This window comes from Stenotrophomonas sp. CFBP 13718 (genome assembly GCF_014842145.1).
In the GTDB taxonomy this organism is placed as follows: Bacteria; Pseudomonadota; Gammaproteobacteria; order Xanthomonadales; family Xanthomonadaceae; genus Stenotrophomonas.
Map to the genome: position 1 here is coordinate 183,323 of NZ_JACYVC010000004.1, position 24,426 is coordinate 207,748.

At 67.0% G+C, this 24,426-nt stretch carries 21 protein-coding genes and 2 tRNA genes; 11 read left to right on the forward strand and 12 right to left on the reverse strand.

Translation table 11 applies throughout. The annotated features are described in order from the left end of the window. Window positions 1–5 precede the first annotated feature (5 nt). From pgaA to IFT58_RS08870, 7 genes are all read right to left on the reverse strand, one after another. Entirely contained in the window at window positions 6–2,042 is a 2,037-nt protein-coding gene (gene pgaA / locus IFT58_RS08840; protein ID WP_192094504.1) for a poly-beta-1,6 N-acetyl-D-glucosamine export porin PgaA, read from the reverse strand. A 231-nt stretch (window positions 2,043–2,273) separates the two neighbouring features. Further along, window positions 2,274–3,509, reverse strand: a complete 1,236-nt coding sequence (locus IFT58_RS08845) for an MFS transporter (protein WP_192081810.1) — start codon at window positions 3,507–3,509, stop codon at window positions 2,274–2,276. Between the two features lie 217 nt (window positions 3,510–3,726). After that, window positions 3,727–3,803 (reverse strand) — tRNA-Pro (locus tag IFT58_RS08850). 83 nt (window positions 3,804–3,886) lie between these two features. Next, window positions 3,887–3,963: transfer RNA gene (locus tag IFT58_RS08855), tRNA-Pro, on the reverse strand. 54 nt (window positions 3,964–4,017) lie between these two features. Then, entirely contained in the window at window positions 4,018–4,134 is a 117-nt protein-coding gene (gene cydX / locus IFT58_RS08860) for a cytochrome bd-I oxidase subunit CydX (RefSeq protein WP_188326728.1), read from the reverse strand. 45 nt (window positions 4,135–4,179) lie between these two features. Continuing rightward, a complete protein-coding gene (cydB, locus tag IFT58_RS08865) occupies window positions 4,180–5,334 on the reverse strand; it encodes a cytochrome d ubiquinol oxidase subunit II (RefSeq protein WP_192094505.1) in 1,155 nt (384 codons plus the stop codon). 15 nt (window positions 5,335–5,349) lie between these two features. Next, window positions 5,350–6,936 (reverse strand): cytochrome ubiquinol oxidase subunit I, encoded by a 1,587-nt coding sequence (locus tag IFT58_RS08870; protein ID WP_188326730.1) that lies wholly within the window; start codon window positions 6,934–6,936, stop codon window positions 5,350–5,352. Between the two features lie 264 nt (window positions 6,937–7,200). On the opposite strand from IFT58_RS08870, the gene cydD reads away from it, so the two are divergent. Both cydD and cydC read left to right on the forward strand, forming a co-directional pair. Beyond that, window positions 7,201–8,952, forward strand: a complete 1,752-nt coding sequence (cydD, locus tag IFT58_RS08875) for a thiol reductant ABC exporter subunit CydD (protein ID WP_342029547.1) — start codon at window positions 7,201–7,203, stop codon at window positions 8,950–8,952. Further along, a complete protein-coding gene (gene cydC, locus IFT58_RS08880; protein WP_192094507.1) occupies window positions 8,949–10,655 on the forward strand; it encodes a thiol reductant ABC exporter subunit CydC in 1,707 nt (568 codons plus the stop codon). Before cydD ends, cydC begins: the two co-directional genes overlap by 4 nt. Before the next feature lie 39 nt (window positions 10,656–10,694). On the opposite strand, the gene IFT58_RS08885 is transcribed toward cydC, so the two are convergent. From IFT58_RS08885 to IFT58_RS08900, 4 genes are all read right to left on the reverse strand, one after another. Continuing rightward, window positions 10,695–11,048, reverse strand: coding sequence for a DUF1294 domain-containing protein (locus tag IFT58_RS08885; RefSeq protein ID WP_192081911.1), 354 nt, complete (start codon window positions 11,046–11,048; stop codon window positions 10,695–10,697). A gap of 53 nt (window positions 11,049–11,101) precedes the next feature. Then, complete coding sequence (locus tag IFT58_RS08890) at window positions 11,102–12,214, reverse strand: homoserine O-acetyltransferase (protein WP_192081806.1); 1,113 nt, start codon at window positions 12,212–12,214, stop codon at window positions 11,102–11,104. An 81-nt stretch (window positions 12,215–12,295) separates the two neighbouring features. Next, window positions 12,296–13,138: an archaetidylserine decarboxylase gene (gene asd / locus IFT58_RS08895; RefSeq protein WP_188326734.1), complete on the reverse strand. Its 843-nt coding sequence runs from the start codon at window positions 13,136–13,138 to the stop codon at window positions 12,296–12,298. After that, a complete protein-coding gene (locus IFT58_RS08900) occupies window positions 13,135–13,785 on the reverse strand; it encodes an SCO family protein (protein WP_188326735.1) in 651 nt (216 codons plus the stop codon). The genes asd and IFT58_RS08900 overlap by 4 nt, the downstream gene beginning before the upstream one ends. Window positions 13,786–13,912: 127 nt before the next feature. On the opposite strand from IFT58_RS08900, the gene prmB reads away from it, so the two are divergent. The 8 genes from prmB to IFT58_RS08940 all read left to right on the forward strand — a co-directional run bounded on the left by prmB (window position 13,913) and on the right by IFT58_RS08940 (window position 21,963). Next, window positions 13,913–14,842, forward strand: a complete 930-nt coding sequence (prmB, locus tag IFT58_RS08905; RefSeq protein WP_192094508.1) for a 50S ribosomal protein L3 N(5)-glutamine methyltransferase — start codon at window positions 13,913–13,915, stop codon at window positions 14,840–14,842. Further along, on the forward strand, window positions 14,839–15,942 hold the full coding sequence (aroC, locus tag IFT58_RS08910) for a chorismate synthase (RefSeq protein ID WP_192094509.1): 1,104 nt from the start codon (window positions 14,839–14,841) through the stop codon (window positions 15,940–15,942). Before prmB ends, aroC begins: the two co-directional genes overlap by 4 nt. Continuing rightward, a complete protein-coding gene (locus tag IFT58_RS08915) occupies window positions 15,935–16,972 on the forward strand; it encodes a D-glycerate dehydrogenase (RefSeq protein WP_192094510.1) in 1,038 nt (345 codons plus the stop codon). Before aroC ends, IFT58_RS08915 begins: the two co-directional genes overlap by 8 nt. A gap of 82 nt (window positions 16,973–17,054) precedes the next feature. Continuing rightward, window positions 17,055–18,083: an aspartate-semialdehyde dehydrogenase gene (locus tag IFT58_RS08920; protein WP_188326739.1), complete on the forward strand. Its 1,029-nt coding sequence runs from the start codon at window positions 17,055–17,057 to the stop codon at window positions 18,081–18,083. A 102-nt stretch (window positions 18,084–18,185) separates the two neighbouring features. Then, complete coding sequence (locus IFT58_RS08925; RefSeq protein WP_192094511.1) at window positions 18,186–20,093, forward strand: FimV/HubP family polar landmark protein; 1,908 nt, start codon at window positions 18,186–18,188, stop codon at window positions 20,091–20,093. Window positions 20,094–20,124: 31 nt separating this feature from the next. Continuing rightward, window positions 20,125–20,487 carry a VOC family protein gene (locus tag IFT58_RS08930; protein ID WP_192081799.1) on the forward strand — a complete coding sequence of 121 codons (363 nt, stop codon included), beginning with the start codon at window positions 20,125–20,127 and terminating at the stop codon, window positions 20,485–20,487. A gap of 52 nt (window positions 20,488–20,539) precedes the next feature. Next, on the forward strand, window positions 20,540–21,310 hold the full coding sequence (truA, locus tag IFT58_RS08935) for a tRNA pseudouridine(38-40) synthase TruA (protein WP_192081798.1): 771 nt from the start codon (window positions 20,540–20,542) through the stop codon (window positions 21,308–21,310). Continuing rightward, on the forward strand, window positions 21,307–21,963 hold the full coding sequence (locus IFT58_RS08940; protein WP_192081797.1) for a phosphoribosylanthranilate isomerase: 657 nt from the start codon (window positions 21,307–21,309) through the stop codon (window positions 21,961–21,963). Before truA ends, IFT58_RS08940 begins: the two co-directional genes overlap by 4 nt. 189 nt (window positions 21,964–22,152) lie before the next feature. Here IFT58_RS08940 and IFT58_RS08945 read toward each other — a convergent pair whose 3' ends face one another. Then, window positions 22,153–23,049: a LysR family transcriptional regulator gene (locus IFT58_RS08945; RefSeq protein ID WP_192094512.1), complete on the reverse strand. Its 897-nt coding sequence runs from the start codon at window positions 23,047–23,049 to the stop codon at window positions 22,153–22,155. A 95-nt stretch (window positions 23,050–23,144) separates the two neighbouring features. Between IFT58_RS08945 and trpB the strand changes: the two genes are divergently transcribed. Further along, on the forward strand, window positions 23,145–24,362 hold the full coding sequence (gene trpB, locus IFT58_RS08950; protein ID WP_188326745.1) for a tryptophan synthase subunit beta: 1,218 nt from the start codon (window positions 23,145–23,147) through the stop codon (window positions 24,360–24,362). Window positions 24,363–24,426 lie beyond the last annotated feature (64 nt).

The following is a 24,426-nucleotide window of genomic DNA, read 5'->3' on the forward strand; positions in this document are numbered from 1 at the left end:
GCATCTCATTCTCCCCAGCGCAGGCCGGCTTCCAGGCCGACATGCTGCTCGCGTTGGCCGTCATACACCGGGCGCGACCAGCGCACGCCGTACTCGAAAATCCGACCCGCACCGATCTGCCATTCGTGGCGATACTCGGCCGACGGGACCAGGGCGCTGCCGAAGCCTTCCTGCCAGTAGTCGCCGACCGACACGGTCAGCCGATGGCGGAAATGCTTCTCGTAGTGGCGCCACAACTGCTGGTCGATGCGCAGTCCGATTTCCACCGAGCGATCGCGCGCGGGGTTGAAGTAGGGCACATCGTCACGACTGCCACGGCTGGCATACAGGCTGCCCAGGCCGTCGACCAGCACGGTGGGCGTACTGACCAGACGCTGCACCACCGACGTGTTGACGGTATCGCGTCGATTGCCGTCGTCGTAACGGAACTGGCTGGCACCCATGCTCCATTGGGTGCGCTCGTTGCGGGTGTAATCGGCGGTGAGCGCGACGCTGTCGGCGGTGATGCCTGACACACGGGCCTGCATCGATGCATCGGCGTCGTTGCGCGCTGCGCTGACACCTGCATGCCATTGGTCGCTGAACTGCCAGCCCAGGCCGCCGCGCAGCCCGGTATCGCCGAGCTGATCATTGGGGTGCACCACCGTCAGCTCGCCATCGAGTCGATCGAAGCGGTAGTTGACACCCGCGCCGAACCACCACGGATTGATGCGCTGGTCCTGGAAATCCACCGAACGTCGGTCAGCGAAGGCGAGCACGCGCCAGCGGTCCGCGATGATCGGCGAAGCCGCCTGCACGCGGTAGCTGCCATCGTCGTTGCCCAGCGGCGACGCACCGCCTCCGCCACTGCTGCGTCCCACCTCGGCGTTGGCCTGCAGCTGCCAGCCGCGGTGGGCACGCCACGCGCGGTCCATCCGCTGTACCGACGGCTGGTTCGGATAGCGTGCCAACAGGTCGTCGTGCAACGGGCGCGCCAGATCATCGCGCTGCAGCGCGATATGCGATTCGAACATGCCGATGCGGGGGGAAACATCGCGCGGGTCCAGCGTGTAAGCCATCTGGTGGCGCTCCATGGCCCGACGAGGCCAGCCGCGCATCTGGTAGACGCCGCCGAGCGCGGTCTGCAGGCCACCATTGCCCGGACCGATGGCAACCATCTGCTGCAGCTCGCTCTGTGCCGTCGGCAGGTCGTTGCTGTAGGCGCGGATCATCGCCAGGTTGAGGTCTGCTTCATAGCGCGCCCAGTTCGCGTAGGGTGCACGTGCATTCGGACCCCATCGCCACACGGGTTCTTCTTTCTGCCAGCGCTGTAGATAGTCGATGGCGGTCGTTGCCTGTTCGGTTTCCAGGTAGGCGTAAGCGAGCTCGGATCGCGCCTGGAAGCGCGACGGATCGTTCTTCACCGCGCGCTCCAGCACCGGAATGGCTTCTTCCGGATGCTGGGTGGCCATCAGCGAATCGCCGACGGCCGGCAGCACGTAGTCCGGCAGTTCGATGCCATCGGCGATCAGGGCGTGGTACTCCTCGCGCAGCTGTGCATGGCGTGACAGACGGTTCAACAGGATCAGGCGATCCAGCCGGATGCGCTGCGGGGCCTGCGCCAACGGAGTGCCACCGCGCTGCAGGTAGCGCTCCATCAACGCCAGTGTGTCTTCGGCTTCGTCCAGCCGGGTGTCTTCGCTTTCGCCGTAGGCCAGGCTCCAGCCCACCAGGCGGGCCAGGTAATCCGCTTCGAAGCGTTGCTTCTGGCCTTCATCGAACAGCGTCGGACGCGCCTGGTACAGCTGCCACGCACGGCTGGCGTTGCCGATGTCGCCCAGCGTCAGCACCTTCAACTTGTAGAGCAGATCATCGTCCGGCGTGGACGCCTGCGCGCGCTCGATGGCCGCCAAGGCATCCAGCCAGTGTGCCTGGTCGCGATGGCGGCTGATCTCGGCCATCTGCTCGGCATGGCGGGGTGGCGCGGTGGCAGCCTGTGACCCCGACGCAAGGACGAGGCAGGCCAGGCCGACGCAGTGCGCCAGCGGACGGTGGAAAGACATGGGACCCCCAATAGCGACGTTCTGGTGTTGCGTTCAGTGCAAAGTGTGACGCACATCACGTGCCAGCAGCGTGCATGCCCGGGCAAAGCACCGTGGGCAGGCCATGTCGATCCTCTCTGTGAGCACGCGCCTCCCCGACAACCCGGTCTGGAAGCGCGCGCAGGGTCACTAGCTGACGCAGTCCGTCACCTGCGATGGATCATGCTGGCCTGGCGGCCATCCCGGTGTCCATCAAACGGGCGACGGACCCCACAGGTCTTCCAGTTTGCGTGGCTTGCAGGCGAACCACGATGCGCAGAGCATCACCAGCGCACAGCAGAACAGGAAGCCGAACGGCACCGTCCAGTTGCCGCTGAGGTCATGCAGCCAGCCGACCACGAACGGGCCCAGGCAGCTGAAGCTGTAGCCGACGCCCTGCATGAATCCGGACAGGGCGGCCGAGCCGGTGGGGGTGCGCGTGCGCAGGTTGATCAGCGTCAGTGCGAGCGGGAACGTGGACGGCCCCACGCCAAGCAGGCAGGCCCACAGCAACGGCGCCTTCATGGGGGCGAGCAGCAGCCCGGCGAACGCGATGGTGAATGCACTGAAGCCGATCAGCACCAGCGGAAAAGGATTCTGCATGCGTACCGCCAAGGAGGGAATCACCAGCGACGGCAGCAGGCCCAGGGCGGAAAACATGGCCACCATCAGCCCGCCAAAGGCAGGCGTCGCACCGGCTTCGACGACGATGCGCGGCAGCCAGGTGAACATCGAGTAGGTCATCAGCGAGGTCATGCCGAACATCAGCGTCATGCCCCAGCCCAGCGACGTGCGGGAGACCTTGCCATGGGGTTGCGCGGACGGATCCGGCGCGTCGTTGATCGTGTCGTGCCGTGGCGTGCGCCGGACCAGCATCAGCCACGGCAGCATGGCGGCCAGCGCCAGCAGCGCCCACATGCCCAGCGACACCCGCCAGCCGGCCGCGTTGGCCACCGGCACCGCCAGCAACGCCGGCAGCATCGTGCCCAGTTGCAGCACGCTGATGTACAGCGTACTCATGGCGCCGACCTTGTTGGCGAAGTAGCGCTTCACCAACGGGGGCACCACGACGTTGCCGATGCCCATGCCCGCCAGGGCGATGATCGAACCGGCCAGCAGGCTGCCCACGCCGACGGCACTGGAGCGCAGCAGAAGACCGACGGCGGCCAGGGCCATCGCCAGCAGGGTGGCGCGCTCCAGCCCGATCCGCCGCGCCAGCATCGGCGTACACACACCAAACAAGGCGAACGACGCGGTGGGCAACATGCCCAGCACGCCGGTCATGGTCGTGCCGAAGCCGAAGGCGTTGCCGAGTACGTCCAGCAGCGGAGTGACCGAGGTCACGGCGGTACGCAGGTTGACCGCCGCCAGCAGGACAGCAGCGAATACCAGCGCGCGCCCGTGCAACAGCGAAGGCGCGGGGGACAGCGGAGAGGAGGCGGGGGTCATCATGGATCCTTGCCGGCGGCGCGTGGCAGCGACCGGATGCAGCAGCGGCACCGGGCAGAGGCCGGTGCGGCAGGTGGGGGAGGGCATCATTGTACGTCGACCGGTCGCCCCCCGCCGATCCTGGCCCGGCGAGCGCGTTGGCGGCTCGATGTCAGGACGGCAGACATGAAAAAGCCCGGAAGACCGTCGTCTTCCAGGCTTTGTCACGACCAACAAGTGGTCGGGGAGACAGGATTCGAACCTGCGACCTCTACGTCCCGAACGTAGCGCTCTACCAGACTGAGCTACACCCCGAAGGGTAGCCGCCTATCATATCGATTTCCGCGAAGGGCGGCAAGGGAAATCGTTTTTTCCTTCGGTCGTTCCGATCACCTGAGTGGTCGGGGAGACAGGATTCGAACCTGCGACCTCTACGTCCCGAACGTAGCGCTCTACCAGACTGAGCTACACCCCGAAGGAGCCGCCTAAGATACCGTGTGAAGGCCAAGGCGGCAACACTTTTGTTACATCAATTGCCGTCTCGATCGTCGATGCTGCCCGACTCACGCGCTTCGAACCACATGCCGTTGAGGATGGCGACGACCGAGGCCAGACCGGTGCCAAGAATCCAGGCGAAATACCACATGGTGTGCTCCTAGGTAGGTGCCGGCCCGCAGGCCGGCAGGGTCAGTCAATACGCGTTGGGGTTGTCGCCCATTTCTTCGGCGCTGGTCTTGCCTTTCATCACCCGGTAGACCCAGGTGGTGTAGGCCAGGATGATCGGCAGGAAGATCGCCGTGGCGACCAGCATGATGCCCAGAGTGAGATGACTGGACGAGCTGTCCCAGACGGTCAGGCTGGAGCCGGGCTGGCTGGAGGAAGGCAGCAGGAACGGGAAGATCGCAAAGCCGACGGTCAGGATGATGCCGGTGATCGATGCGCCCGAGGCGAGGAAGGCCAGCCCGCCGCGGCGAGCGCGCAGCAGTGCTGCACTGGCCAGTGCACCCGCCAGGCCGATGATCGGCGCGAGCAGGGTGGCGGGCATGCTGCCGTAGTTGCGCAGCCACCCCCCGGCTTCGGCCCCCACGGCCGCGGTTTTCAGCAGTGGATTGGTCGGCCCATCGGTGACCACCTGCGAGGTGATCTCATAGCCGGGCAGGCCGAACGCAACCCAGACACCGGCCAGGGCGAACAGGACGAAGGTCAGCAGCGCCGCGACGCTGCCGTAGCGGGCCGCGCGCTCGGCGACCGGACCGTCTGTCTTGAGCACCAGCATCGCCGCCCCGTGCGAGACCACCATCGCCACGCTCACCAGGCCGGCCACCAGGGCGAACGGGTTGAGCAGGCCGATCAAGGTGCCGGTGTAGAAGATGCGCATGCTGTCATCGAAGTGGAAGGGCACGCCGAGCAGCACGTTGCCCACCGCCACGCCGGCGATCAGTGCCGGCAGCAGGCCGCCGATGAACAGCGCACGGTCCCAGTTTTCGCGCCAGCGCTTGCCCGGCATCTTGCTGCGGTACTTGAAGGCGACCGGGCGCAGGATCAGCCCGAACAGCATCAGGAACACCGCGAGGTAGAAGCCGGAAAAGCTGACCGCATACAGCGGCGGCCAAGCGGCGAAGATCGCGCCGCCACCGAGCACCAGCCACACCTGGTTGCCTTCCCACACGGGGCCGACGGTGTTGATCACCAGCCGACGTTCGTCATCGGTCCTGGCCACGAACGGCAGCAGCGTGCCGACGCCGAGGTCGAAGCCATCCATCACGGCCCAGCCGATCAGCAGGATGCCCAGCAGCAGCCACCAGATGATGCGCAGGGTGGTGTAATCAAGTCCAAGGATTTCCATTCGGGTTCTCCTGCCTTATGCCTGGCCTGGGGCCGGGTGGGCGGTATGGGAAACGGACGCACGCGGCGCCTGCAGGGAGGGCAGGATCTCGTCAGGTCCCTTTCTGATCGCCTTGAGCATCAGCTTGACCTCGATCACCAGCAGCACCGTGTAAAGAAGGGTGAACACGGCCAGGGTGGTCAGGATCTCGTGCAGGGCCAGGCCCGATGCGGCGTAGAACGTGGGCAGCACACCATCGACGGCCCAGGGCTGGCGACCGTACTCGGCGACGAACCAGCCACACTCGATGGCGATCCACGGCGCCGGCAGCGACCACACGGCCAGTGTCAGGAACCAGCGCTTGTCCTGGAAGTTGTTGCGGCAGGAGTAGTAGAACGCGAGCGCAAAGAACGCGATCAGATAGAAGCCCAGCCCGGCCATGATGCGGAAGGTCCAGAACAGCGGGGCAACGCGCGGCACGGTATCCATCGCCGCCTTGGCGATCTCGTCCGGGGTGGCGTTGCCGATGTCGTCGCGATAGCGCTTCAGCAGCAGGCCATGACCAAGGTCCTGCCAGTGGCGATCGAATACCTCGCGTGCTTCCAGGTCGTTCTTGTCGGCGCGCACCCGTTGCAGGGCGCCGTAGGCGATCTGTCCGCCGCGGATGCGGTGCTCGGCACGCTCCACCAGCTCCAGGATGCCCGGGATCGGCTGGTCCAGCGAGCGGGTGGCGATCAGGCCCATCAGGTACGGGATCTTGATCGCGTAGTCGTTTTCCTGCGTGGCCTGGTTGGGGATGCCGAAGGCAGTGAAGTCGGCCGGCGCACGCTCGGTCTCCCACATCGCTTCGATCGCGGCCAGTTTCATTTTCTGGTGTTCACTGGCGGCGTAACCACTTTCATCACCCAGCACCACCACCGACAGCGAGGACAGCAGGCCGAAGGCGGCGGCAACGGCGAACGAGCGCCGCGCCATGTCCTTGTGCTTGTTGCGCAGCAGGTAGAGTGCGCTGATGGACATCACGAAGATCGCGCCGGTCACATAGCCGGCACTGACGGTGTGCACGAACTTGGCCTGCGCCACGGGATTGAGCAGCACGGCGGCGAAATCCACCACTTCCATGCGCATCGTTTCCGGATTGAAGATGGCGCCGGTAGGGTTCTGCATCCAGCCGTTGGCGATCAGGATCCACACCGCCGACAGGTTGGTGCCCAGTGCCATCAGCCAGGTCACGGTGAGGTGCTTGACCGGGGTCAGGCGCTTCCAGCCGAAGAAGAACAGGCCGATGAAGGTCGCCTCCAGGAAGAACGCCATCAAGCCTTCGATGGCCAGTGGCGCACCGAAGATATCGCCGACGTAATGGCTGTAGTAGGACCAGTTCATGCCGAACTGGAACTCCATCACCAGGCCGGTGGCCACGCCGATGGCGAAGTTGATGCCGAACAGCGTGCCCCAGAACAGGGTCATCTGCCGCCAGACCGGCTTGCGGGTCATGACGTACACGCTTTCCATGATGGCCACCAGGAACGACAGGCCAAGGGTCAGGGGGACGAAGAGGAAGTGATACATCGCGGTCAGGGCGAACTGCAGCCGCGACAGTTCTACGACTGTCGAATCGATCATGGCCTGGCTACCTCGTGGGATAAAGCCGTGTGGGGTGCGGGAAGGTGGGTCTACGTGGAGTGATGATGTGACCGACGACTTCGAACAGCCTTGATTCAGATCAATGTGCGGATGGATCCCCGGGCCGATCGTATGCCAACACCGCAGGCGATGCGACCGACTGCCGCAGTACCGTCGCGACCACGGCCTACAATGCGCCCAGCTACCGAGGCCAGAGCCCCGCAGGGGGCCGACCCCGGCTTCTTCTTCCCAGCCCAGAATCCAGTGAGCCAGGCCATCGACAACGAACAGCAGCAGGCGCAGCAGCACCAGCGCGAGACCGCACAGCGCAAGGATCGCCAGCAGTGGCTGGAGGGGCTGGCAACGGCAGCGGCGGGCAAGCGGCGGCTTGCGGCGGTGTCGATCAGCCTGTCGGGCATCCTGCTGGTCGCGCAGGCCGCCGCCATCGCCTGGCTGGTCCAGCACGTGCTGTTCGAGCGGGCGCCCCTGGCGGACGGCATGGGGGTGCTGGCCGGCCTGGGCGGGGTACTGATGCTGCGCACCCTGCTGGGCAGCGTGACCCAGGCCGCTGCGGGGGAGGTCGCCGATGCGGCACGCCTCGCGCTGCGCGAGCGCGCCTACGCCAGCGTGCTGGGCAAGGGGCCGCTCTGGCTGCGGCAGCAGCGCAGCGGCGAGCTGGGTGAGGTGATGCTGGCCCATGCCGATGCCATCGAGAACTACTTCAGCGGATTCCAGCCGGTGCGCATCGAAGTGGTCGTCGTGCCGCTGGTCATCGCGCTGGCCGTCGCCTGGGTGGACTGGGTGGTGGCGGTCATCTTCATCGCCACCGCGCCGCTGGTGCCGTTCTTCATGATGCTGGTGGGCTGGGGTGCGGAGGCGGCAGGGCGCGCGCAGTTGGGCGAGCTGGCGCGCATGAGCGGGCACTTCGCCGACCGCATCAAAGGCCTGGGTCTGCTGCGCCTGTACGGGCGTGGGCAAGCTGAGCTGGATGGCGTGGCGGCCGCTGCGGAGGGGGTGCGCGAGCGCACCATGAAGGTGCTGCGCATCGCGTTCCTGTCGTCCACGGTGCTGGAGTTCTTTGCTTCGGTCAGCGTGGCCATGGTGGCGCTGTACCTGGGCCTCAGCTACCTGGGGATGATGTCCCTGCACGCACAGGTCCCCACCTTGGGAGCGGGCCTGTTCTGCCTGCTGTTGGCGCCGGAATTCTATGCGCCGCTGCGGCGGCTGGCAGCGCACTACCACGATCGCGCCAACGCGTTGGCCGCCGCCGCCGAGATCGAGCGTCTGCTCGGCGGATTGCCGGCAGCGGCCACCGCGCCCGCCGCGCCGCGGGCCACGGTGGTGGCCACCGAGCCGCTGCTGTTGCACGCGCCGCCTCTGCAGGCCCGCGCGTTGGTGCTGCGGCCCTTGGGTGCCGCTCACGATGTTGTGCGCGACATCAGCTTCCAGCTGGAACAGAACCAGCGACTGGCCCTGGTCGGGCCCAGTGGCAGCGGCAAGAGCACGCTGCTGGAGGCACTGGCAGGCTGGCTGCCGCCACGCGGGGGCAGTGTCATCCTGCGCCCGGGTATCGAGGTCGGCTACGCCGGGCAACGGCCCTACCTGTTCCACGGCAGCATCGCCGACAACCTGCGCCTGGCCGATCCCACCGCCAGCATGGCGACGCTGCGCCAGGTGGCAGACGCGGCGCAGGTGCTGGCCTTCGCCGACCGCTTGCCGGCCGGTCTGGACACGGTGATCGGAGAGCGCGGATTCGGCTTGTCGGGGGGGGAGGCACGTCGTATCGGCCTGGCCCGGTTGCTGCTGCGCAATCCCGGCATCCTGCTGCTGGACGAACCTACCGCGTTCCTTGATCCGCGTACCGAGGCCGCACTGCTGCATGCACTGGCTATATTCGCCCGCGGCCGCAGCGTGATCGTCGCGACCCACAGTCCGGTCGTGATGGCGTGGGCAGACAGCACGCTGGTGCTTCCGCAGGGACAGCTGCACGATGGCGCGCCCGAGGTGCCGGCATGAGCGCCGCGCAGCGCGACACGCTGCGGGCGGTGTTCCGCCGGCACACACCGCGGCTGCTGCTGACCGTGCTGCTGTTGTGGACCACCATGCTGGCAGGCAGTGCCCTGCTGGGCCTGTCCGGCGGCTTCCTCACCGCGGCGGCGCTGGCCGGTGCCGCTGGACTGGGCAGTGGCTTCAATTTCTTTTCGCCCTCGGCCGGCATCCGCGGCCTGACCATGGCGCGCATCGCATCGCGTTACTTCGAAAAGCTGGTGGGACACGACGTCACCCTGCGCATCGCACGCGATGCGCGCGTGTGGTTCTTCCGCCGCGCACTGCCCTTGGCACCGGCGCGGCTGGGCACGACACGCACGGCCGAACTACTGGCCCGGCTGCTCGGCGACATCGCCGAGGTGGATGGACTGTGGGTGCGCGCGCTTGGCCCGCTGCTGGCATTGGCGGCACTCAGCGGGGTGGCGATGGCATCGGCGTGGCTGATCCTGCCCAGCGCTGCTGCACTGCTGGCTGCGATGAGCGTGCTGGTTGGCCTGGGCGTGCCGTGGCTGGGCGTGCGTGGGCGCGATGAGGAAGAGCGTGATCGCGCCCAGCATCGGGCGCAGCTGCGCAATCTTTCTTTTGAAGGCATCGAGGGCGCTGCCGATCTGACCGCGCTGGGCGCGGTGGATCACTGGCAGGGCCGGGTGGAGGTCGCGGCGCGGCAACTGCGCGCGCGGGATCGGCGGCGACGCTGGCGGCTGCTGGGGGCGACCACCCTGCATGGCGTCGTGACCGGTGGTGGGTTGCTGGCCATGCTGGCGCTGGTGCTGTCGGCCCATGAGCACGGACGGCTGGATGCACCACTGGCCGCCGGTCTGCTGTTCCTGACCGTGGCGATGATCGAGCTGTGGGCCGGCCTCGGCCTGGCGTGGCAGTCGCTGCAGTCAGGCCAGGTCGCCGTCGCGCGCCTGCAGTCCATCGTTGACCAGCCGCCGATGGTCGATGAGCCTGCCGCGCCTGTTGCGATGTCCGACGTAGCCGCCGTGGTGAAGTGGGAAGGCGTTTCGTTCGGCTGGGAGCACGGCGGTCGCACGCTGTTGGAAGGGATCGATCTGACCTTGGAGCCTGGCCGTCGGATCGCCATCCGCGGCGACAGCGGGAGCGGCAAGACCACCCTGTCCAGCCTGCTGCTGCGTCTCTATGACCCAGGTGCGGGCCGCATCACCCATGGTGGCGTTGACCTGCGTGCGTATGCGCAGGAAGACTGGCACCGGCAACTGGCCTGGCTGCCCCAGCATGCCCCGGTGTTTGCCGGCAGCGTCGCCGACAACCTTCTGCTGGGTAATCCCCACGCCAGCGATGCGGTGCTGTGGGCAATGCTGGAGCGGGTCCGGCTGGGGGAGTGGGCGCGTGCCGTTGGCGGACTGGACGGCTGGGTCGGCGAAAACGGCGCCACGCTGTCGGCCGGGCAGGCGCGTCGGCTGGCGCTGGCGCGCGCGCTGCTGCGCGGGGCGCCGATCCTGGTGCTGGACGAGCCGACCGAAGGGCTGGACGTGGACACCGCCCACGCGCTGCTGCGTGATCTGCCGGCATTGCTGGAGGGGCGCAGCCTGATGTTGATCACCCACGACGAGTTGCCCGATGGCGTGGTCGATGTTGTGTATCGCGTGCAGGGCGGTCGGATCGCGGAGGAGTCGTTACAAACCGCGAGCAACACGGCCCCTTAGCCGGTATCCGCTGTTACGCTTTTTGCTCCGCGCACTGCTTCAGGTGTATTGGCCAGCAGCGCGCAGCAGCACCGCGACCGAGGCCACGTTGGCCACCACACACACCCAGAACACCTGCTGGAAACTGGCCTTGCGGCTCTTGTGGCGCAGCAGTGACTGCGCGAACAGGGCGCCGGGCCAGCCGCCGGCAAGCGCCAGCATCTGCAGGGTGCGCTCAGGCGTGCGTCGTTGCGTGGCGCGCATGGCGGCACGTTTGTCACGCCAGTACAGACCGAATGTCCACAGGCTTGCGATGAGCAGCCACACCGCCAGCCATCCCGGCAGCCAGCCCACGACCGTGCAGGCCAGCAGTCCACCTGCCACGCACAGCGCCAGCGCGGTACGGGGCGACAGGCGCGGTTCGGGGCGCGGTGCGACAGGCCGACGGCGGGGCGCGGGACGGCGGCTCACAGTGCGTCGAGGAATTCGCGCACGGGGGGGGCAAAGCGCTCGAAATCGACGAGGAACGCGTCGTGGCCCTGCGGTGAATCCAGCCCGATGAAGCGTGCCCGGGCACCGCCTGCCCGCAGCCCGTCCGCGATCTGCTGCTGTTGCTGCACCGGGAACAGGATGTCCGTGTTCGCCCCGATGGCCAACGCCTGTTCCACCTTGATCGAAGACAGGCCGGCCAGCACGTCGCCGTCACCTTCGTCGGCCAGATCGAACCAGTCCATGGACCTGCTGAGATACAGATAGCAGTTCGGATCGAAGAAGCGCACAAAGCGTCGCGCGTGGCCTTCGAGGTAACTCTCGACCTGGAACTCAAGGCCGAACGGGTCGTCGTCGGCCTGATCGGAGTCCAGTCGCACGCGACCGAAACGCCCGTCCCATTCCAGCGCCGAGCGATAGGTGATCACGCCCAGCTTGCGTGCCATGCGCATACCCGATTCCGGGTAATGCGCGTCGTCGTAGTCTCCGTTGTTCCATTGCGGATCCAGCCTGATGGCTTCGCGCTGCAAGGATCGGATGGCGATGGAGAACGGTAGTGCCTGTGCACTGCCCGAGATGTTGATGTGGCTGCGTGCGATGCCGGGGTGCACCATCAGCAGCGCCAGCGCGGTCATGCCGCCCATCGAGTTGCCGATCACGCAGGCCAGTTGCTGCACACCCAGTGCGCGCACCACCTCCACCGACGCACGTGCTCCGTCTTCCACCGACAGTTCCGGGAACGTAAGACGGTAACGCTCACCGGTTTCAGGGTTGATGCTGGCAGGGCCGGTGGAGCCTTTGCAGCTGCCCAGCGAGTTCACGCAGATCACGAACCAGCGGTCGGTGTCGATCGCCTTGCCGGGACCGACCATGGCCTCCCACCAACCCGGGGCCGGATTGGCTGCGTTGGATGCGGCATGCGCGTCCGGCGACAGCCCAGTGACGATCAGGATCGCATTGCCGGCGTCGGCATCCAGCGTTCCCCACGTTTCGAACGCAACACGGGCGCCGTGCAGGGCGCCGCCGCGCTTGAACGCAAACGGGGAGGGGAGGGCGTGGAAGCGGGTGCCGGGCGGGATGAATTCAGTCATGGCGGCATTCTAGCCGCTGCGCTTGCCGAGCATGGCTCGGCGCTACCAGGTGCCAGGCGGGCGCAGCGGCACGCCGCTCGATCAGCGCAGCGTGGCCAGCGCTTGTCCCAGCTGCACGGCATGCTCGGCATCCAGGTGCGCGGCGAAGTCCGCCACGCCCGGGGGCAGCAGCACGATCACCGTGGAGCCGTAATTGAAGCGCGCCATTTCGGCGAAGCGGTCCAGCACGATACCGCGGCCACGATAATCCTTGCGCGTGATGCGATCGCCGTAGTGGGGGATCTCCTCGCCACTCCAGACCGTCTCCACGCCGGACACCAGCAACGCGCCGACCATCACGCTGACCATCGGGCCGAATGACGTGTCGAAATGGCAGACCAGCCGCTCGTTACGGGCGAACAGGCCGGGCACCTTGTTGACCGCGGCCGGGCCCACGCTGAACAAGCGGCCGGGCACATGCACGGTCTCACGCAGCGTGCCGGTCCACGGCATGTGCACCCGGTGGTAATCCTTGGGTGACAGGTACACCGTGGCAAACAGACCCTCGTTGAACGGCTTGGCATCCGCTTCGCTGCCCAGCAGTTCGGCGGCGGTGAATGACTGGCCTTTGGCCTGGAAAATCCGACCGGCGTCGATGCGGCCCAGCTGGCTGATGCGGCCATCGGCGGGCATCACCAGGCTGCGCGGATCGGCATCGGCCACGCGCGCGCCGGGCTTCAATGCACGGGTGAAGAACTGGTTGAAGGTGGGATAGCTGCGCGGGTCCGGGTTGGCTGCCTCGTCCAGGTTCACGCCGAACTTCGCCGTCACCGTGTCGATCAGCCACTGCGATACACGCGGATTGTCCGAGTACGCCAGCGAACGCGCCATCGAGGACAACAGACGGTGCGGCAGGGCGTAGCTCAGGGTGGTCATCAGGCTCATGGGGCGGATTTCTCGGTCAGCTTCTGCAGGTCGCGGGCCATGGCCGGCGCGTTGAACGGGGGGCGGATGATGCCGGCAAGGCGGCCTTCGGGATCCAGCACCGCGAGGGTGGCCGAATGCTCGACCGAGTAATCTTCCGGGTTCTCGTCGAAATGCGTCCCCGGCACCTTCTGGAACACGAACCCCAGGGCGGTGGCGAACTTCTCCAGCGACGGCACATCGCCGGTGGCGGCCAGGGTGTCCTTGTGGAAGGCATGGACGTACTCGCCCAGCCGGGTGGCGCTGTCGCGTTCCGGGTCGACCGACACGAACAACACGCGCGGGCGCAGGCTCTCCGGCACGGTCTCCCACTGCTTCTGCGCACCGGCCAGCTCGGCCAGCGTGGTCGGGCACACATCGGGGCAGAAGGTGAAGCCCAGGAACACCAGGGTCCAGTGACCTTTCAGCTCGCCGGGGATCAGGCGGGTGCCATCGGATTGGGCGAGGTTGAAGTCAGGCAGCGGGCGGGGTTGCGGGTAGAACGTGATCGATTCGGTGGCCGGCAGCCCGCTGGGGGCCTTCGGCGCGAAGACCTTCTGCGCCACGAGCAGGCCGAGACCGGCTGCCAGGGCGATCAGCAGGATGATGCCGACGTTGCGGTTGAACATGAGGGCCTGCGCTGCCGAGGGATCGGCCCCCATCATAACGGCTGTACGGTGGCGGTTTCCCCTGCAACGGATGCCGAGGCAGGCGCCAGCCCCTATAATCGGGGGCCAATTTCCCCGTCGTACCGCCATGACTGCCGAAACGGCCGCCGAACTCCACACGATCATCGACCTGATCCGCTACGGCACCAGCCGTTTCAATGCTGCTGGCCTGACCTTCGGGCACAGCTACGACAATGCCCTGGACGAGGCGACCCAGCTGGTGCTGCACAGCCTGCACCTGCCGCACGACCTCGGCCCGGCCTATGGCCAGGCCCGCCTGCTGCAGTCGGAGAAGCAGCAGGTGCTGGAACTGTTCCAGCGCCGCATTGATGAGCGCATCCCGGCCGCCTACCTGACCGGTGAGGCATGGTTTGCCGGGCTGAGCTTCAAGAGCGACGCCCGTTCCCTGGTGCCGCGTTCGCCGATCGCCGAGCTGATCGAAACCGGCTTCGAGCCTTGGCTGGCCGGCCGCCACGTGCAGCGCGCGCTGGATCTGTGCACCGGCTCGGGCTGCATCGCCATTGCCATGGGCCACTACTACCCGAACTGGGAAGTGGACGGCGTGGACCTGAGCGATGACGCGTTGAGTCTGGCGCACGAGAACAAGGACCGCCTGCAGGCGCACAACGTGACCCTGCTGAAGTCAGACCTGTTCAATGGCCTCGGCGGGCGCCACTACGACCTGATCGTGACCAATCCGCCGTATGTCACCAACGACGAGACCGATGCGCTGCCGCAGGAGTATTCGTACGAGCCGGACATGGGTCTGCGTGCCGGCGACGACGGCCTGGACCTGGTGCTGAAGATCCTGCGTGATGCGCCGCTGCACCTCAGCGAAGATGGCCTGCTGATCTGCGAAGTGGGCGAATCCGAACAGCACCTGATCAAGCTGCTGCCGGAAGTGGACTTCGCCTGGGTGGAGTTCAAGGTCGGCCAGATGGGCATCTTCGCGGTGGAATGCCGTGACCTGATCGCCCACAGCGCTCGCATCACCGAACTGGCGGCGCAGCGACCGTGAGCTCCAATTCGTTCGGCAAGCTGTTCACCGTCACCACCTTCGGCGAGTCGCACGGTCCGGCCATCGGCTGCGTGATCGATGGCTGTCCGCCGGGACTGGCGCTGGATGCGGCCGAGTTCACGCATGACCTGCAGCGTCGGGCCACCGGTAAAAGCCGGCACACCTCGGCGCGGCGCGAAGCTGACGAGGTGGAGATCCTGTCCGGGGTGTACGAGGGGCTGACCACCGGCACGCCGATCGCCCTGCTGATCCGCAACACCGACCAGCGCAGCAAGGATTACACCGCCATCGGCCAGCAGTTCCGTCCGGGGCACGCCGATTACAGTTATTGGCACAAATATGGGATCCGCGATCCGCGCGGTGGCGGGCGCTCTTCGGCGCGCGAAACCACCATGCGCGTGGCCGCCGGCGTGGTCGCCAAGAAGTGGCTGGGCGAGCGCTTCGGCGTGACCGTGCGCGGCTACCTGTCGCAGCTGGGCAGCATCACCCCGCGTGGGTTCAACTGGTCGGCGGTGGAAGACAATCCGTTCTTCTGGCCCGATGCCGCCCAGGTGCCGGAACTGGAAAGCTACATGGATGCCCTGCGCAAATCCGGTGACTCGGTAGGTGCGCGGGTAGACGTGGTGGCCGACAACGTGCCGCCGGGTTGGGGCGAGCCGATCTACGGCAAGCTCGATGGCGAACTGGCCTCCGCGCTGATGAGCATCAACGCGGTGAAGGGCGTGGAGATCGGTGACGGCTTCGCCAGCGCCGCACAGAAGGGCACCGAGCACCGCGACCTGCTGACCCCGCAGGGCTTTGCCAGCAATCATGCCGGCGGGATCCTGGGTGGCATCTCCACCGGCCAGCCTGTAACGGCCTCGATCGTGCTCAAGCCGACCTCCAGCCTGCGCCTGCCCGGTGCGTCGCTCGACAGCGAAGGCAACATCATTGAAGTCGTCACCGTCGGTCGCCACGACCCGTGCGTCGGTATCCGTGCCGCACCGATCGCCGAGGCGATGATGGCCATGGTGCTGATGGACCAGGCCTTGCGTCACCGTGCGCAGTGTGGCGATGTCGGCAGCATCACCCCGCGCATTCCGGGCATGATCGATGGCTGAGCCGCGGCCGCGCGTATGGGTCAGCCAACCGCTCATCGATGCGGTGATAGAGCCCCTGCGCGCGCAGGTCGAGCTGATCACCACCGATGAGGTCACCGCCTGGACGGCGGAACAGCTGGCTGCGCGTCTGGCCGACGTGGACGGTGCGATCATCACGCTCAACGAGCGGGTGGGGGCGGCGCAGGTTGCCGGTGCCACGCGGTTGCAGGTGATCGCCAATGTCGGCGTGGGCTACAACAACCTGGATGTCGAGGCGCTGAGCGCTGCCGGTATCGTCGCCAGCAATACCCCGGACGTACTGACCGAAACCACGGCGGACCTGGGTTTTGCGTTGCTGATGGCAGCGGCGCGCCGGATCACCGAATCCGAGCGCTGGCTGCGCGAGGGCCAGTGGGGCCAGTGGTCGTTCCAGACCATGCTCGGCGCCGATATCCATGGCAGCACGCTGGGCATCCTCGGCATGGGCCGCATCGGCCAAGGCATCGCGCGCCGCGGTGCACACGGCTTCGGCATGCGTGTGCTGTACCACAACCGATCGCGGTTGCCGGAAGCGGCCGAAGGCGAGGTGGGGGCGCAGTACGCCGACTTCGATACGCTGCTGGCGCAGAGCGATCATCTTGTTCTGGTCCTGCCGTATACCGCTTCCTCGCACCACATCATCGATGCAGCGGCATTGGCGAAAATGAAACCGACCGCGACGCTGGTGAACATCGCCCGCGGTGGCATCGTCGACGAGCTGGCGCTCGCTGATGCGCTGGCCACTGGCCGCCTGGCCGCAGCCGGCCTGGACGTATACGAAGGCGAGCCGGCCGTGCGCCCGGAGCTGCTGGCGCTGCACAACATCGTGCTGACGCCGCATATCGGCAGTGCCTCGCTGGCCACGCGCAAGGCGATGGTGCAGCTGGCGGCGGACAACCTGCTGGCCGCGCTCAATGTGGACGGCGCAGCGGCCCGCATGCCCAGCGCGATCAACGCAGAGGCCGCCTTCGCGGCGCGCACTGCCTCGGGCGACAAAAGCAAAAAACGATAGGGAGCCTCCGCGCCTGCACGAGGAGGTTCCCCGAACCCTGCCGCATTGCGTGAATTCCCCCTTTTTTGTCGAGAAACATCCCATGAGTACCGAACCACGTTCCTTCCATGTCGCCGTCGTGGGTGCCACCGGCGCCGTCGGTGAGGCGATGCTGTCCATCCTGGCCGAGCGCAATTTTCCGATCGCCAGCCTGAGCCTGGTTGCCTCGTCGCGCTCGGCGGGCGGCGAAGTGGAGTTCAACGGCCAGAAGCACACCATCAAGGACCTGGCCGACTTCGATCCGAGCGGCGTGGACATCGCGCTGTTCTCCGCAGGCGGCAGCGTGTCCAAGGAATATGGCCCGAAGTTCGCCGCCGCGGGTGCGGTGGTGATCGACAACTCATCGGCGTTCCGCTACGACGACGACGTGCCGCTGGTGGTGTCGGAGGTCAACCCGGAGCAGGTGGCCAACCGCCCGCGCGGGATCATCGCCAACCCGAACTGCTCGACCATGCAGATGCTGGTGGCACTGGCCCCGCTGCACCGCCGATACGGCATCGAGCGCATCAACGTGGCGACCTACCAGTCGGTGTCCGGCGGCGGTCGTTCTGCGCTGGAGGAGCTCGGCAAGCAGACCGGCCAGCTGCTGAGCTTCCAGGAAATCGACCCGCAGCGCTTCCCCGTGCAGATCGCCTTCAACCTGATCCCGCAGATCGACGATTTCCTTGAGAACGGCTTCACCAAGGAAGAAATGAAGCTGGTCTGGGAGACCCGCAAGATCCTCGGTGACGACAGCATCATGGTCAATCCGACCGCCGTTCGCGTGCCGGTGTTCTACGGCCACTCTGAAGCAGTGGCGATTGAAACCCGCGACAAGGTCACTGCCGAGGCCGCACGCGAACTGCTGTCGCAGTCGCCAGGCGTGGAAGTGGTGGACCGTCGCGAAGCCGGTGGCTATCCGACACCGGTGACCCATGCGTCGGGTACCGACGCGGTGTATGTCGGTCGCATCCGCGAAGACATCTCGCATCCGCGTGGCCTCAACCTGTGGATCGTGTCGGACAACATCCGCAAGGGCGCCGCGCTCAACGCCGTGCAGATCGCCGAACTGGTTGCCGCCGAAGCGCGTTGATCTGCGGGCCGGGCGCCGGCTGCACAGGGCCCGGCCTGGCCGATAGGGAGCGCCGGACCCTGTGCTATCGGTAAGTGGCGGCCAACCGGTATATTGGCCGCCATGAACAAAGGGGCCCGCGGCGTTATGCGACCGCTCACGTATCTGACGACCCTGCTGCTGGCGCTTGCCAGCAGCTCGGCCATGGCCTTGGGCCTGGGTGACATCCGGGTGCTGTCCAAGCCAGGGCAGCCCCTGCTGGCCGAGATCCCGGTGATTTCCGCCGATCCGTCCGAGCTGCAGAACCTGCGCGTAGGACTGGCCTCGCCGGTAACCTTCGAACGGGTGGGACTGCAGCGTCCCTCCGGGCTGGTCAGCGAACTGCAGTTCGAACTCAGCCGCAATGCGCAGGGCAGGGCAGTGGTGCGTGTCACCTCATCCTCTCCAGTGGAGACGCCGGCGCTGGCCTTCCTGATCGAGGCGGACTGGGGGCAGGGCAGGCTGGTGCGCGAGTACTCCGCCCTGATGGATGCGCCGACGAGTGCCATGGCCGTCAGCGAACCGGAGATCATCGCGCCGGCCGGGGCGATGTCCAATGCCATCATCCGTGAAGCACAGGCACCGTCCGTGCCCGCAGCCAGCGATCGTGCTCCGATGCCGGCGGCTCAGTCCACGTCCGCAGCCGCCGCGCCACGCGCAGAGCGCGCGGCCGCAGCTGCGGAGGGCGCTGCAGTACAGCGGGGCCAGACGTTGTCCGGGATCGCGCAGGCCGTGGCCTCCAGCCAGCAGATCAGTCGCGAACGGGCGATGATTGCCCTGCTGCGCGCCAATCCAGACGCGTTCATCCGCGGCAACATCAACCTGCTCAAGCAGGGGGCGGTGCTGCGCATGCCCGATGCGGCAGCGCTTGCTGCCGTGGATGGCAACGAAGCCGCTGCAATGGTGCGCGAGCATGCCGCGCAGTGGCGCCAGGCCCGTGCTGTTCCGCAGCCGGCCGCCGTTGTAGCCGCCGTGCAGGGGCCTGCCACCGCAACGCCTGCAGTGGCCGCATCGGACAGCGGCGCCCGTCTTGAAATCGCTCCGGCGGTGGCGGCTGCGGCCGCCACGGCGGGCTCAACCACCGGCACCGGTGATGGCAACGAGGGTGACATGCTCGGCAACGAACAGCTGCGTCAGGCCAGGGAAGACGTCGCCACGCGCGATGCCGAAATCGATGAACTCAAGCAACGGGTCGCGGAGCTGGAGAAGCTGCGGACCGATCAGCAGACGCTGGTGCAGATAAAGGACAGCCAGCTGGCCGCGGCCGAACAGCGCCTTGGCCAGGCGCCGCCGCCGGTGCAGGAAGCGGGTGGCCCGTGGTACTGGCTGGGTTTACCCCTTCTGCTGCTGGCCGGCGCAGCCTGGTGGCTTGCCCGGCGCCGCAAGCCGTCGCCGTTGCCGCCGTTGCGACGCGATGACCATGATGACAGTGCGCTGGCGACCAGTCTTCCCGCCGGTGCCGGACTGGACGTACTGGCCGAGCGTGAGGGCTGGAACGACGATGACCTGCACGCGGCGCCCGCGTCGGACGATGCGGGCCCGATGGCAGTGGACGCTGCTGCGGCGCCGCCTGCCGTAGCGACGCTGTCCCCACTGGGGGATGACCCGGCCACGCCGGCCGATGCCTTGTCGCAAGGGGAAGATGTCGGGTCGTCTGTGGTCGCGGTGGACAACGTCGTGGCCGATGCCGGCCCCGATCCGGTGCCTGCCTATGCCCGTCAGGCGGAGCAGCAGGACGACTTCCGCGGTGTGTTCGAGCTGCCGGCAGACGACGTGCACTCCGCGCCCGCGTCTGTCGATGCACCCGTGGCACACGAGACTCCGGCATCGTCGACATCGCACGCCGCGGGCCATGACCGCCTTGAGCTGGCCATCGCCTATCTCGACCTGGGTGATGCGCAGACCGCGCGCGCGTTGCTGGAGGAGGTCGCCGCTGCAGACGATCCGCACCTCCGTGCGCAGGCACGTGAACTGTTGGCCCGCCTGGGTTGATCCATCAGCAAGGACAAACGGAGTTCCCGACATGCACCACGACAATCGCATCGATTATGTCGAGTTCGCCTCGCACGATCCTGCTTCCAGCCGTCGTTTCTTCGAGACGGTATTCGGCTGGACGTTCCAGGACTATGGCCCTGATTACACCGCCTTCGACGATGGTCGGTTGCAGGGGGGATTCTTCAGCGGAGAACCCGGCGGTTCGTCGACGGGGGCGCCCCTGCTGGTGCTGTATGCCGACGACCTGCAGCCAGTGATGGATGCCGTGGTGGCCGCTGGGGGGCACATCCTCAAGCCGGTTTTCTCATTCCCTGGCGGCAGCCGGTTCCAGTTCCGCGAGCCCGGTGGCAATGAACTTGCCGTGTGGTCCGAGCGCGACCCCGCCACGTAGGACGCGTCGGCCGCGTGCCTGCGCGCCCTTTTTCAGATACAGAGGTAGCACCATGCGTTACGCGCTAGGCGTCGAATATGACGGCAGCGGATTCAATGGCTGGCAGACGCTGGGTGATGCCGGTCCAAGCGTGCAGGCCAGCCTGGAAAAGGCCCTTTCCTCTGTTGCCGATGCGCCCGTGCGGGTCACCTGTGCCGGTCGAACCGATACCGGCGTGCACGGTCAATGCCAGGTGGTCCATTTCGATACCGAGGCCCAGAGGGACCCACGCGGCTGGGTGCTTGGCACCACCGCCCGCCTGCCGCATGCGATCGCAGTGCGCTGGTGTGTGCCGGTGGCGGATGATTTTCATGCCCGCTTCTCGGCGCGCGCGCGTCGTTACCGCTATCGCCTGCTGACCCGGCCGGTCCGTCCCGCGCTGCAACGGCAGACCCTGAGCTGGGATCGGCGTGCGATGGATGCGGCGTTGATGCACGAAGCCGGACAGGCGTTGCTGGGCGAGAACGACTTCAGCGCATTCCGCAGCACCCAGTGCGAGGCGCGGCATGCGCGTCGGTCCCTGCACGCGTTGGCAGTGACCCGGCATGAGGACATCATCGAAGTGTCGGTGCAGGCCAATGCATTCCTTCATCACATGGTCCGCAATATCGTGGGCTCGCTGATGCTGGTCGGCACCGGGGATCGGCCAGTGGAATGGATCGGCGAACTGCTGGCCGGCCGCAATCGTTCCGTGGCAGGACCGACGGCCCCACCGCAGGGTCTGGTGTTCCTGGGTCCGCTGTACCCCGATAACTGGCAACTGCCCGCCGAGGTCACTTTATGAGCCGTTCCTACTACCGCACCCGCATCAAGTTCTGTGGCATGACACGCGCCGGCGATGTGCGCCTGGCGGGCGAACTCGGCGTCGACGCGGTGGGTTTCATTTTCGCGCGCGAGAGCAAGCGCCGGGTCGCACCGGCGGAGGCACGCGCGATGCGGCAGGCCATCGCGCCGATGGTGGACGTGGTGGCGCTGTTCCGTGACAACACCCGCGAGGAGGTGCGCGAAGTATTGCGCACGGTGCGTCCGACGCTGCTGCAGTTCCATGGCGACGAAGACGAGAGTTTCTGCCGCGGCTTCAACATGCCGTACCTGAAAGCCATCGCGATGGGCGGGCGCGAGGACGTAAACGCGCGGACGCTGCAGCTGCGTTACCCCAGCGCGGCTGGCTTCCTGTTCGACAGCCACGCCCCCGGTGGTGGTGGTGGAACGGGCGTGGCGTTTGACTGGACACGCATTCCCAGCGGCCTGCATCGCCCCTTCCTGCTGGCCGGCGGGCTGACCCCGGACAACGTCTACGACGCGACGGTGGCGACCCTGCCGTGGGGCGTGGACGTGTCCAGCGGGATCGAATCCGAGCCGGGCATCAAGGACGGATACGCGATGCGCAAGTTCGTCGAAGAAGTCCGCCGCGCCGACTGCGCCAGCCTGGATTGAGTTTCCCGCGATACGCCCAGCGGCCGCATCGCATCACCCCGCCCCGGTAGCGCCGAGCCACGCTCGGCGAGCGCAGCGGCAGCGTCACCCCGCCCTGGTAGCGCCGAGCCACGCTCGGCGAGCGCAGCGGCAGCGTCACCCCGCCTCGGTAGCGCCGAGCCACGCTCGGCGAGCGCAGCGGCCCGGCATTCACGGCGTCCCTGCCAGTTGCCCCTTCAGCCACACCGCCAGCGCATCCACGCGCGCGTCCTCACGTCCCGTCGGGCGGGCCAGCACCCACATGCCGCCCGTGCCGGCGAATCCCCACGGGGCCAGCAAGCGTGAACTCGCCACGTCTTCGGCGACCAGCGGTTCCGGCGCAATCGCAACGCCCAAGCCTGCGACTGCGGCTTCCAGCAGGTAGTACAGATGCTCGAAACCCTGGCCAAGCTGGATGGCACGCGGATCAAGCCCCTGCGCCTCGGCCCATGCGGGCCACGCCTGCGGTCGTGACATCGTGTGCAGCACTGCTTCTGGCAGCAAGGCCGCAGGAGGCTGTCCCTGCAGCCGCTGTGCTGCCGGGTGGCCCGGGGATATCACCGCGCCCACGCGCTCCGCTGCGAGTTCGATGACCTGCCAGCCACTCGGCCACGGTGGCTCGGCCAGCAGCAACACCGCATCCAGTTGCGCCTGTTCCTCGCTGAAGCTGCCATCCAGGGCCGACCAGTGCACGTGCACTGCCGGCAGCGCGGCCTGCAGGCGTGGCAGCCGTGGAATCATCCAGCGCGCCAGCACACTGCTGCTGCAGCCCAGCACCAGCGCGGCCGCCCGGACGGGGCGGCGCACGGCGTCGACCGCCTCGTGCAGCCGGCCAAATGCCTCGCGGCAGGCCGCGTGCAGCACGTTTCCGGCATCGGTCAGCCGCAATCCGCGGCCCTCACGCTGGAACAGCACCGTCGCCACGTCCGCTTCCAGCAGCTTGATCTGTCGACTGACCGCGCCATGGGTGACGTGGAGCTCGTGGGCCGCGCGCCCGACGCCGCCGAGCCGCGCCGCGGCCTCGAAGGCGCGGAGGGCGTTGAGGGGAGGTAGCGGTCTACTGGTCATGTGAGAAATACTGACATGTCACGCCGGAAATATCGATATTCGCCCGCTGGAGCGTGCGCTAGAGTATCCATCCACCTGCACCACCGGTTGCCGACATGTCGCTCCCCCCGATCACTGATTTCCACGCCTATCCCGATGCCCGCGGCCATTTCGGCCGTTACGGCGGCAGCTTCGTCGCTGAAACCCTGGTCGGCCCGCTGCAGGAGCTCGCGGCAGCCTACGATCTGGCACGCAAGGACCCGGCATTCATCGCCGAATACGACCATGATCTGGCGCACTACGTGGGGCGACCCAGCCCGATCTATCACGCACGCCGCCTCAGCGACCACGTTGGCGGTGCGCAGATCCTGCTCAAGCGCGAAGACCTGAACCATACCGGCGCGCACAAGATCAACAACACGGTCGGCCAGGCACTGCTCGCCTCGCGCATGGGCAAGAAGCGGATCATCGCCGAGACCGGTGCCGGCCAGCACGGTGTCGCCAGTGCGACGGTAGCCGCGCGGCTCGGACTGGAATGCGTGGTGTACATGGGCGCCACCGATATCGAGCGTCAGAAGATCAACGTCTATCGGATGAAGCTGCTCGGCGCGACGGTGATTCCGGTGACCTCCGGATCGGCGACGCTGAAGGATGCGCTCAACGAAGCGATGCGCGACTGGGTGACCAACGTGCAGGACACGTTCTACATCATCGGCACGGTGGCTGGCCCGGACCCGTACCCGCGCATGGTGCGCGATTTCAACGCCATCGTCGGCCGCGAAGCGCGTGAGCAGATGCTGCTGGAGTATGGCCGGCTGCCGGATGCGATCACCGCCTGCGTCGGCGGTGGCAGCAACGCCATCGGCCTGTTCCACGCCTTCCTCAACGATCCGCAGGTGCAGATCTTCGGCGCCGAAGCGGCCGGTGACGGCATTGAAAGCGGTCGCCACGCGGCCTCGATCGCCGCCGGTCGCCCGGGCGTTCTGCACGGCAACCGCACCTATGTGCTGTGCGACGACGATGGCCAGATCATCGAAACCCACTCGGTATCGGCAGGCCTGGATTACCCCGGGGTCGGGCCGGAGCACGCGTTCCTTGCAGACAGTGGCCGTGCCACCTACCTGGGCATCACCGATGACGAGGCGCTGGAGGCGTTCCATCTGCTGGCGCGTACCGAAGGCATCCTGGCCGCGCTGGAGTCCAGCCATGCGCTTGCGCAGGCGATGAAACTGGCCCGTGAGCGCCCGCGTGACCAGTTGGTGCTGTGCAACCTGTCCGGTCGCGGCGACAAGGACGTACACACCATCGCGGCACGTGACGGCCTGATCCTGTGAATCCCACGGTGTATCAAGGCCGTGCGGTGCTGCGGGGACGGGCGCCATCCCCCCGCGAACGACG

Coding starts and splice junctions, on each gene's coding strand:
- asd (WP_188326734.1), bottom strand. CDS start 13,138: ATGAGCCTGATGACCACCCTGAGCTACGCCCTGCCGCACCGTCTGTTG.
- IFT58_RS08890 (WP_192081806.1), bottom strand. CDS start 12,214: ATGACTGAATTCATCCCGCCCGGCACCCGCTTCCACGCCCTCCCCTCC.
- IFT58_RS08925 (WP_192094511.1), top strand. CDS start 18,186: ATGAACAAAGGGGCCCGCGGCGTTATGCGACCGCTCACGTATCTGACG.
- truA (WP_192081798.1), top strand. CDS start 20,540: ATGCGTTACGCGCTAGGCGTCGAATATGACGGCAGCGGATTCAATGGC.
- IFT58_RS08945 (WP_192094512.1), bottom strand. CDS start 23,049: ATGACCAGTAGACCGCTACCTCCCCTCAACGCCCTCCGCGCCTTCGAG.
- IFT58_RS08915 (WP_192094510.1), top strand. CDS start 15,935: ATGGCTGAGCCGCGGCCGCGCGTATGGGTCAGCCAACCGCTCATCGAT.
- IFT58_RS08920 (WP_188326739.1), top strand. CDS start 17,055: ATGAGTACCGAACCACGTTCCTTCCATGTCGCCGTCGTGGGTGCCACC.
- trpB (WP_188326745.1), top strand. CDS start 23,145: ATGTCGCTCCCCCCGATCACTGATTTCCACGCCTATCCCGATGCCCGC.
- prmB (WP_192094508.1), top strand. CDS start 13,913: ATGACTGCCGAAACGGCCGCCGAACTCCACACGATCATCGACCTGATC.
- cydX (WP_188326728.1), bottom strand. CDS start 4,134: ATGTGGTATTTCGCCTGGATTCTTGGCACCGGTCTGGCCTCGGTCGTC.
- IFT58_RS08845 (WP_192081810.1), bottom strand. CDS start 3,509: ATGACCCCCGCCTCCTCTCCGCTGTCCCCCGCGCCTTCGCTGTTGCAC.
- IFT58_RS08940 (WP_192081797.1), top strand. CDS start 21,307: ATGAGCCGTTCCTACTACCGCACCCGCATCAAGTTCTGTGGCATGACA.
- cydC (WP_192094507.1), top strand. CDS start 8,949: ATGAGCGCCGCGCAGCGCGACACGCTGCGGGCGGTGTTCCGCCGGCAC.
- IFT58_RS08900 (WP_188326735.1), bottom strand. CDS start 13,785: ATGTTCAACCGCAACGTCGGCATCATCCTGCTGATCGCCCTGGCAGCC.
- IFT58_RS08870 (WP_188326730.1), bottom strand. CDS start 6,936: ATGATCGATTCGACAGTCGTAGAACTGTCGCGGCTGCAGTTCGCCCTG.
- cydB (WP_192094505.1), bottom strand. CDS start 5,334: ATGGAAATCCTTGGACTTGATTACACCACCCTGCGCATCATCTGGTGG.
- IFT58_RS08930 (WP_192081799.1), top strand. CDS start 20,125: ATGCACCACGACAATCGCATCGATTATGTCGAGTTCGCCTCGCACGAT.
- pgaA (WP_192094504.1), bottom strand. CDS start 2,042: ATGTCTTTCCACCGTCCGCTGGCGCACTGCGTCGGCCTGGCCTGCCTC.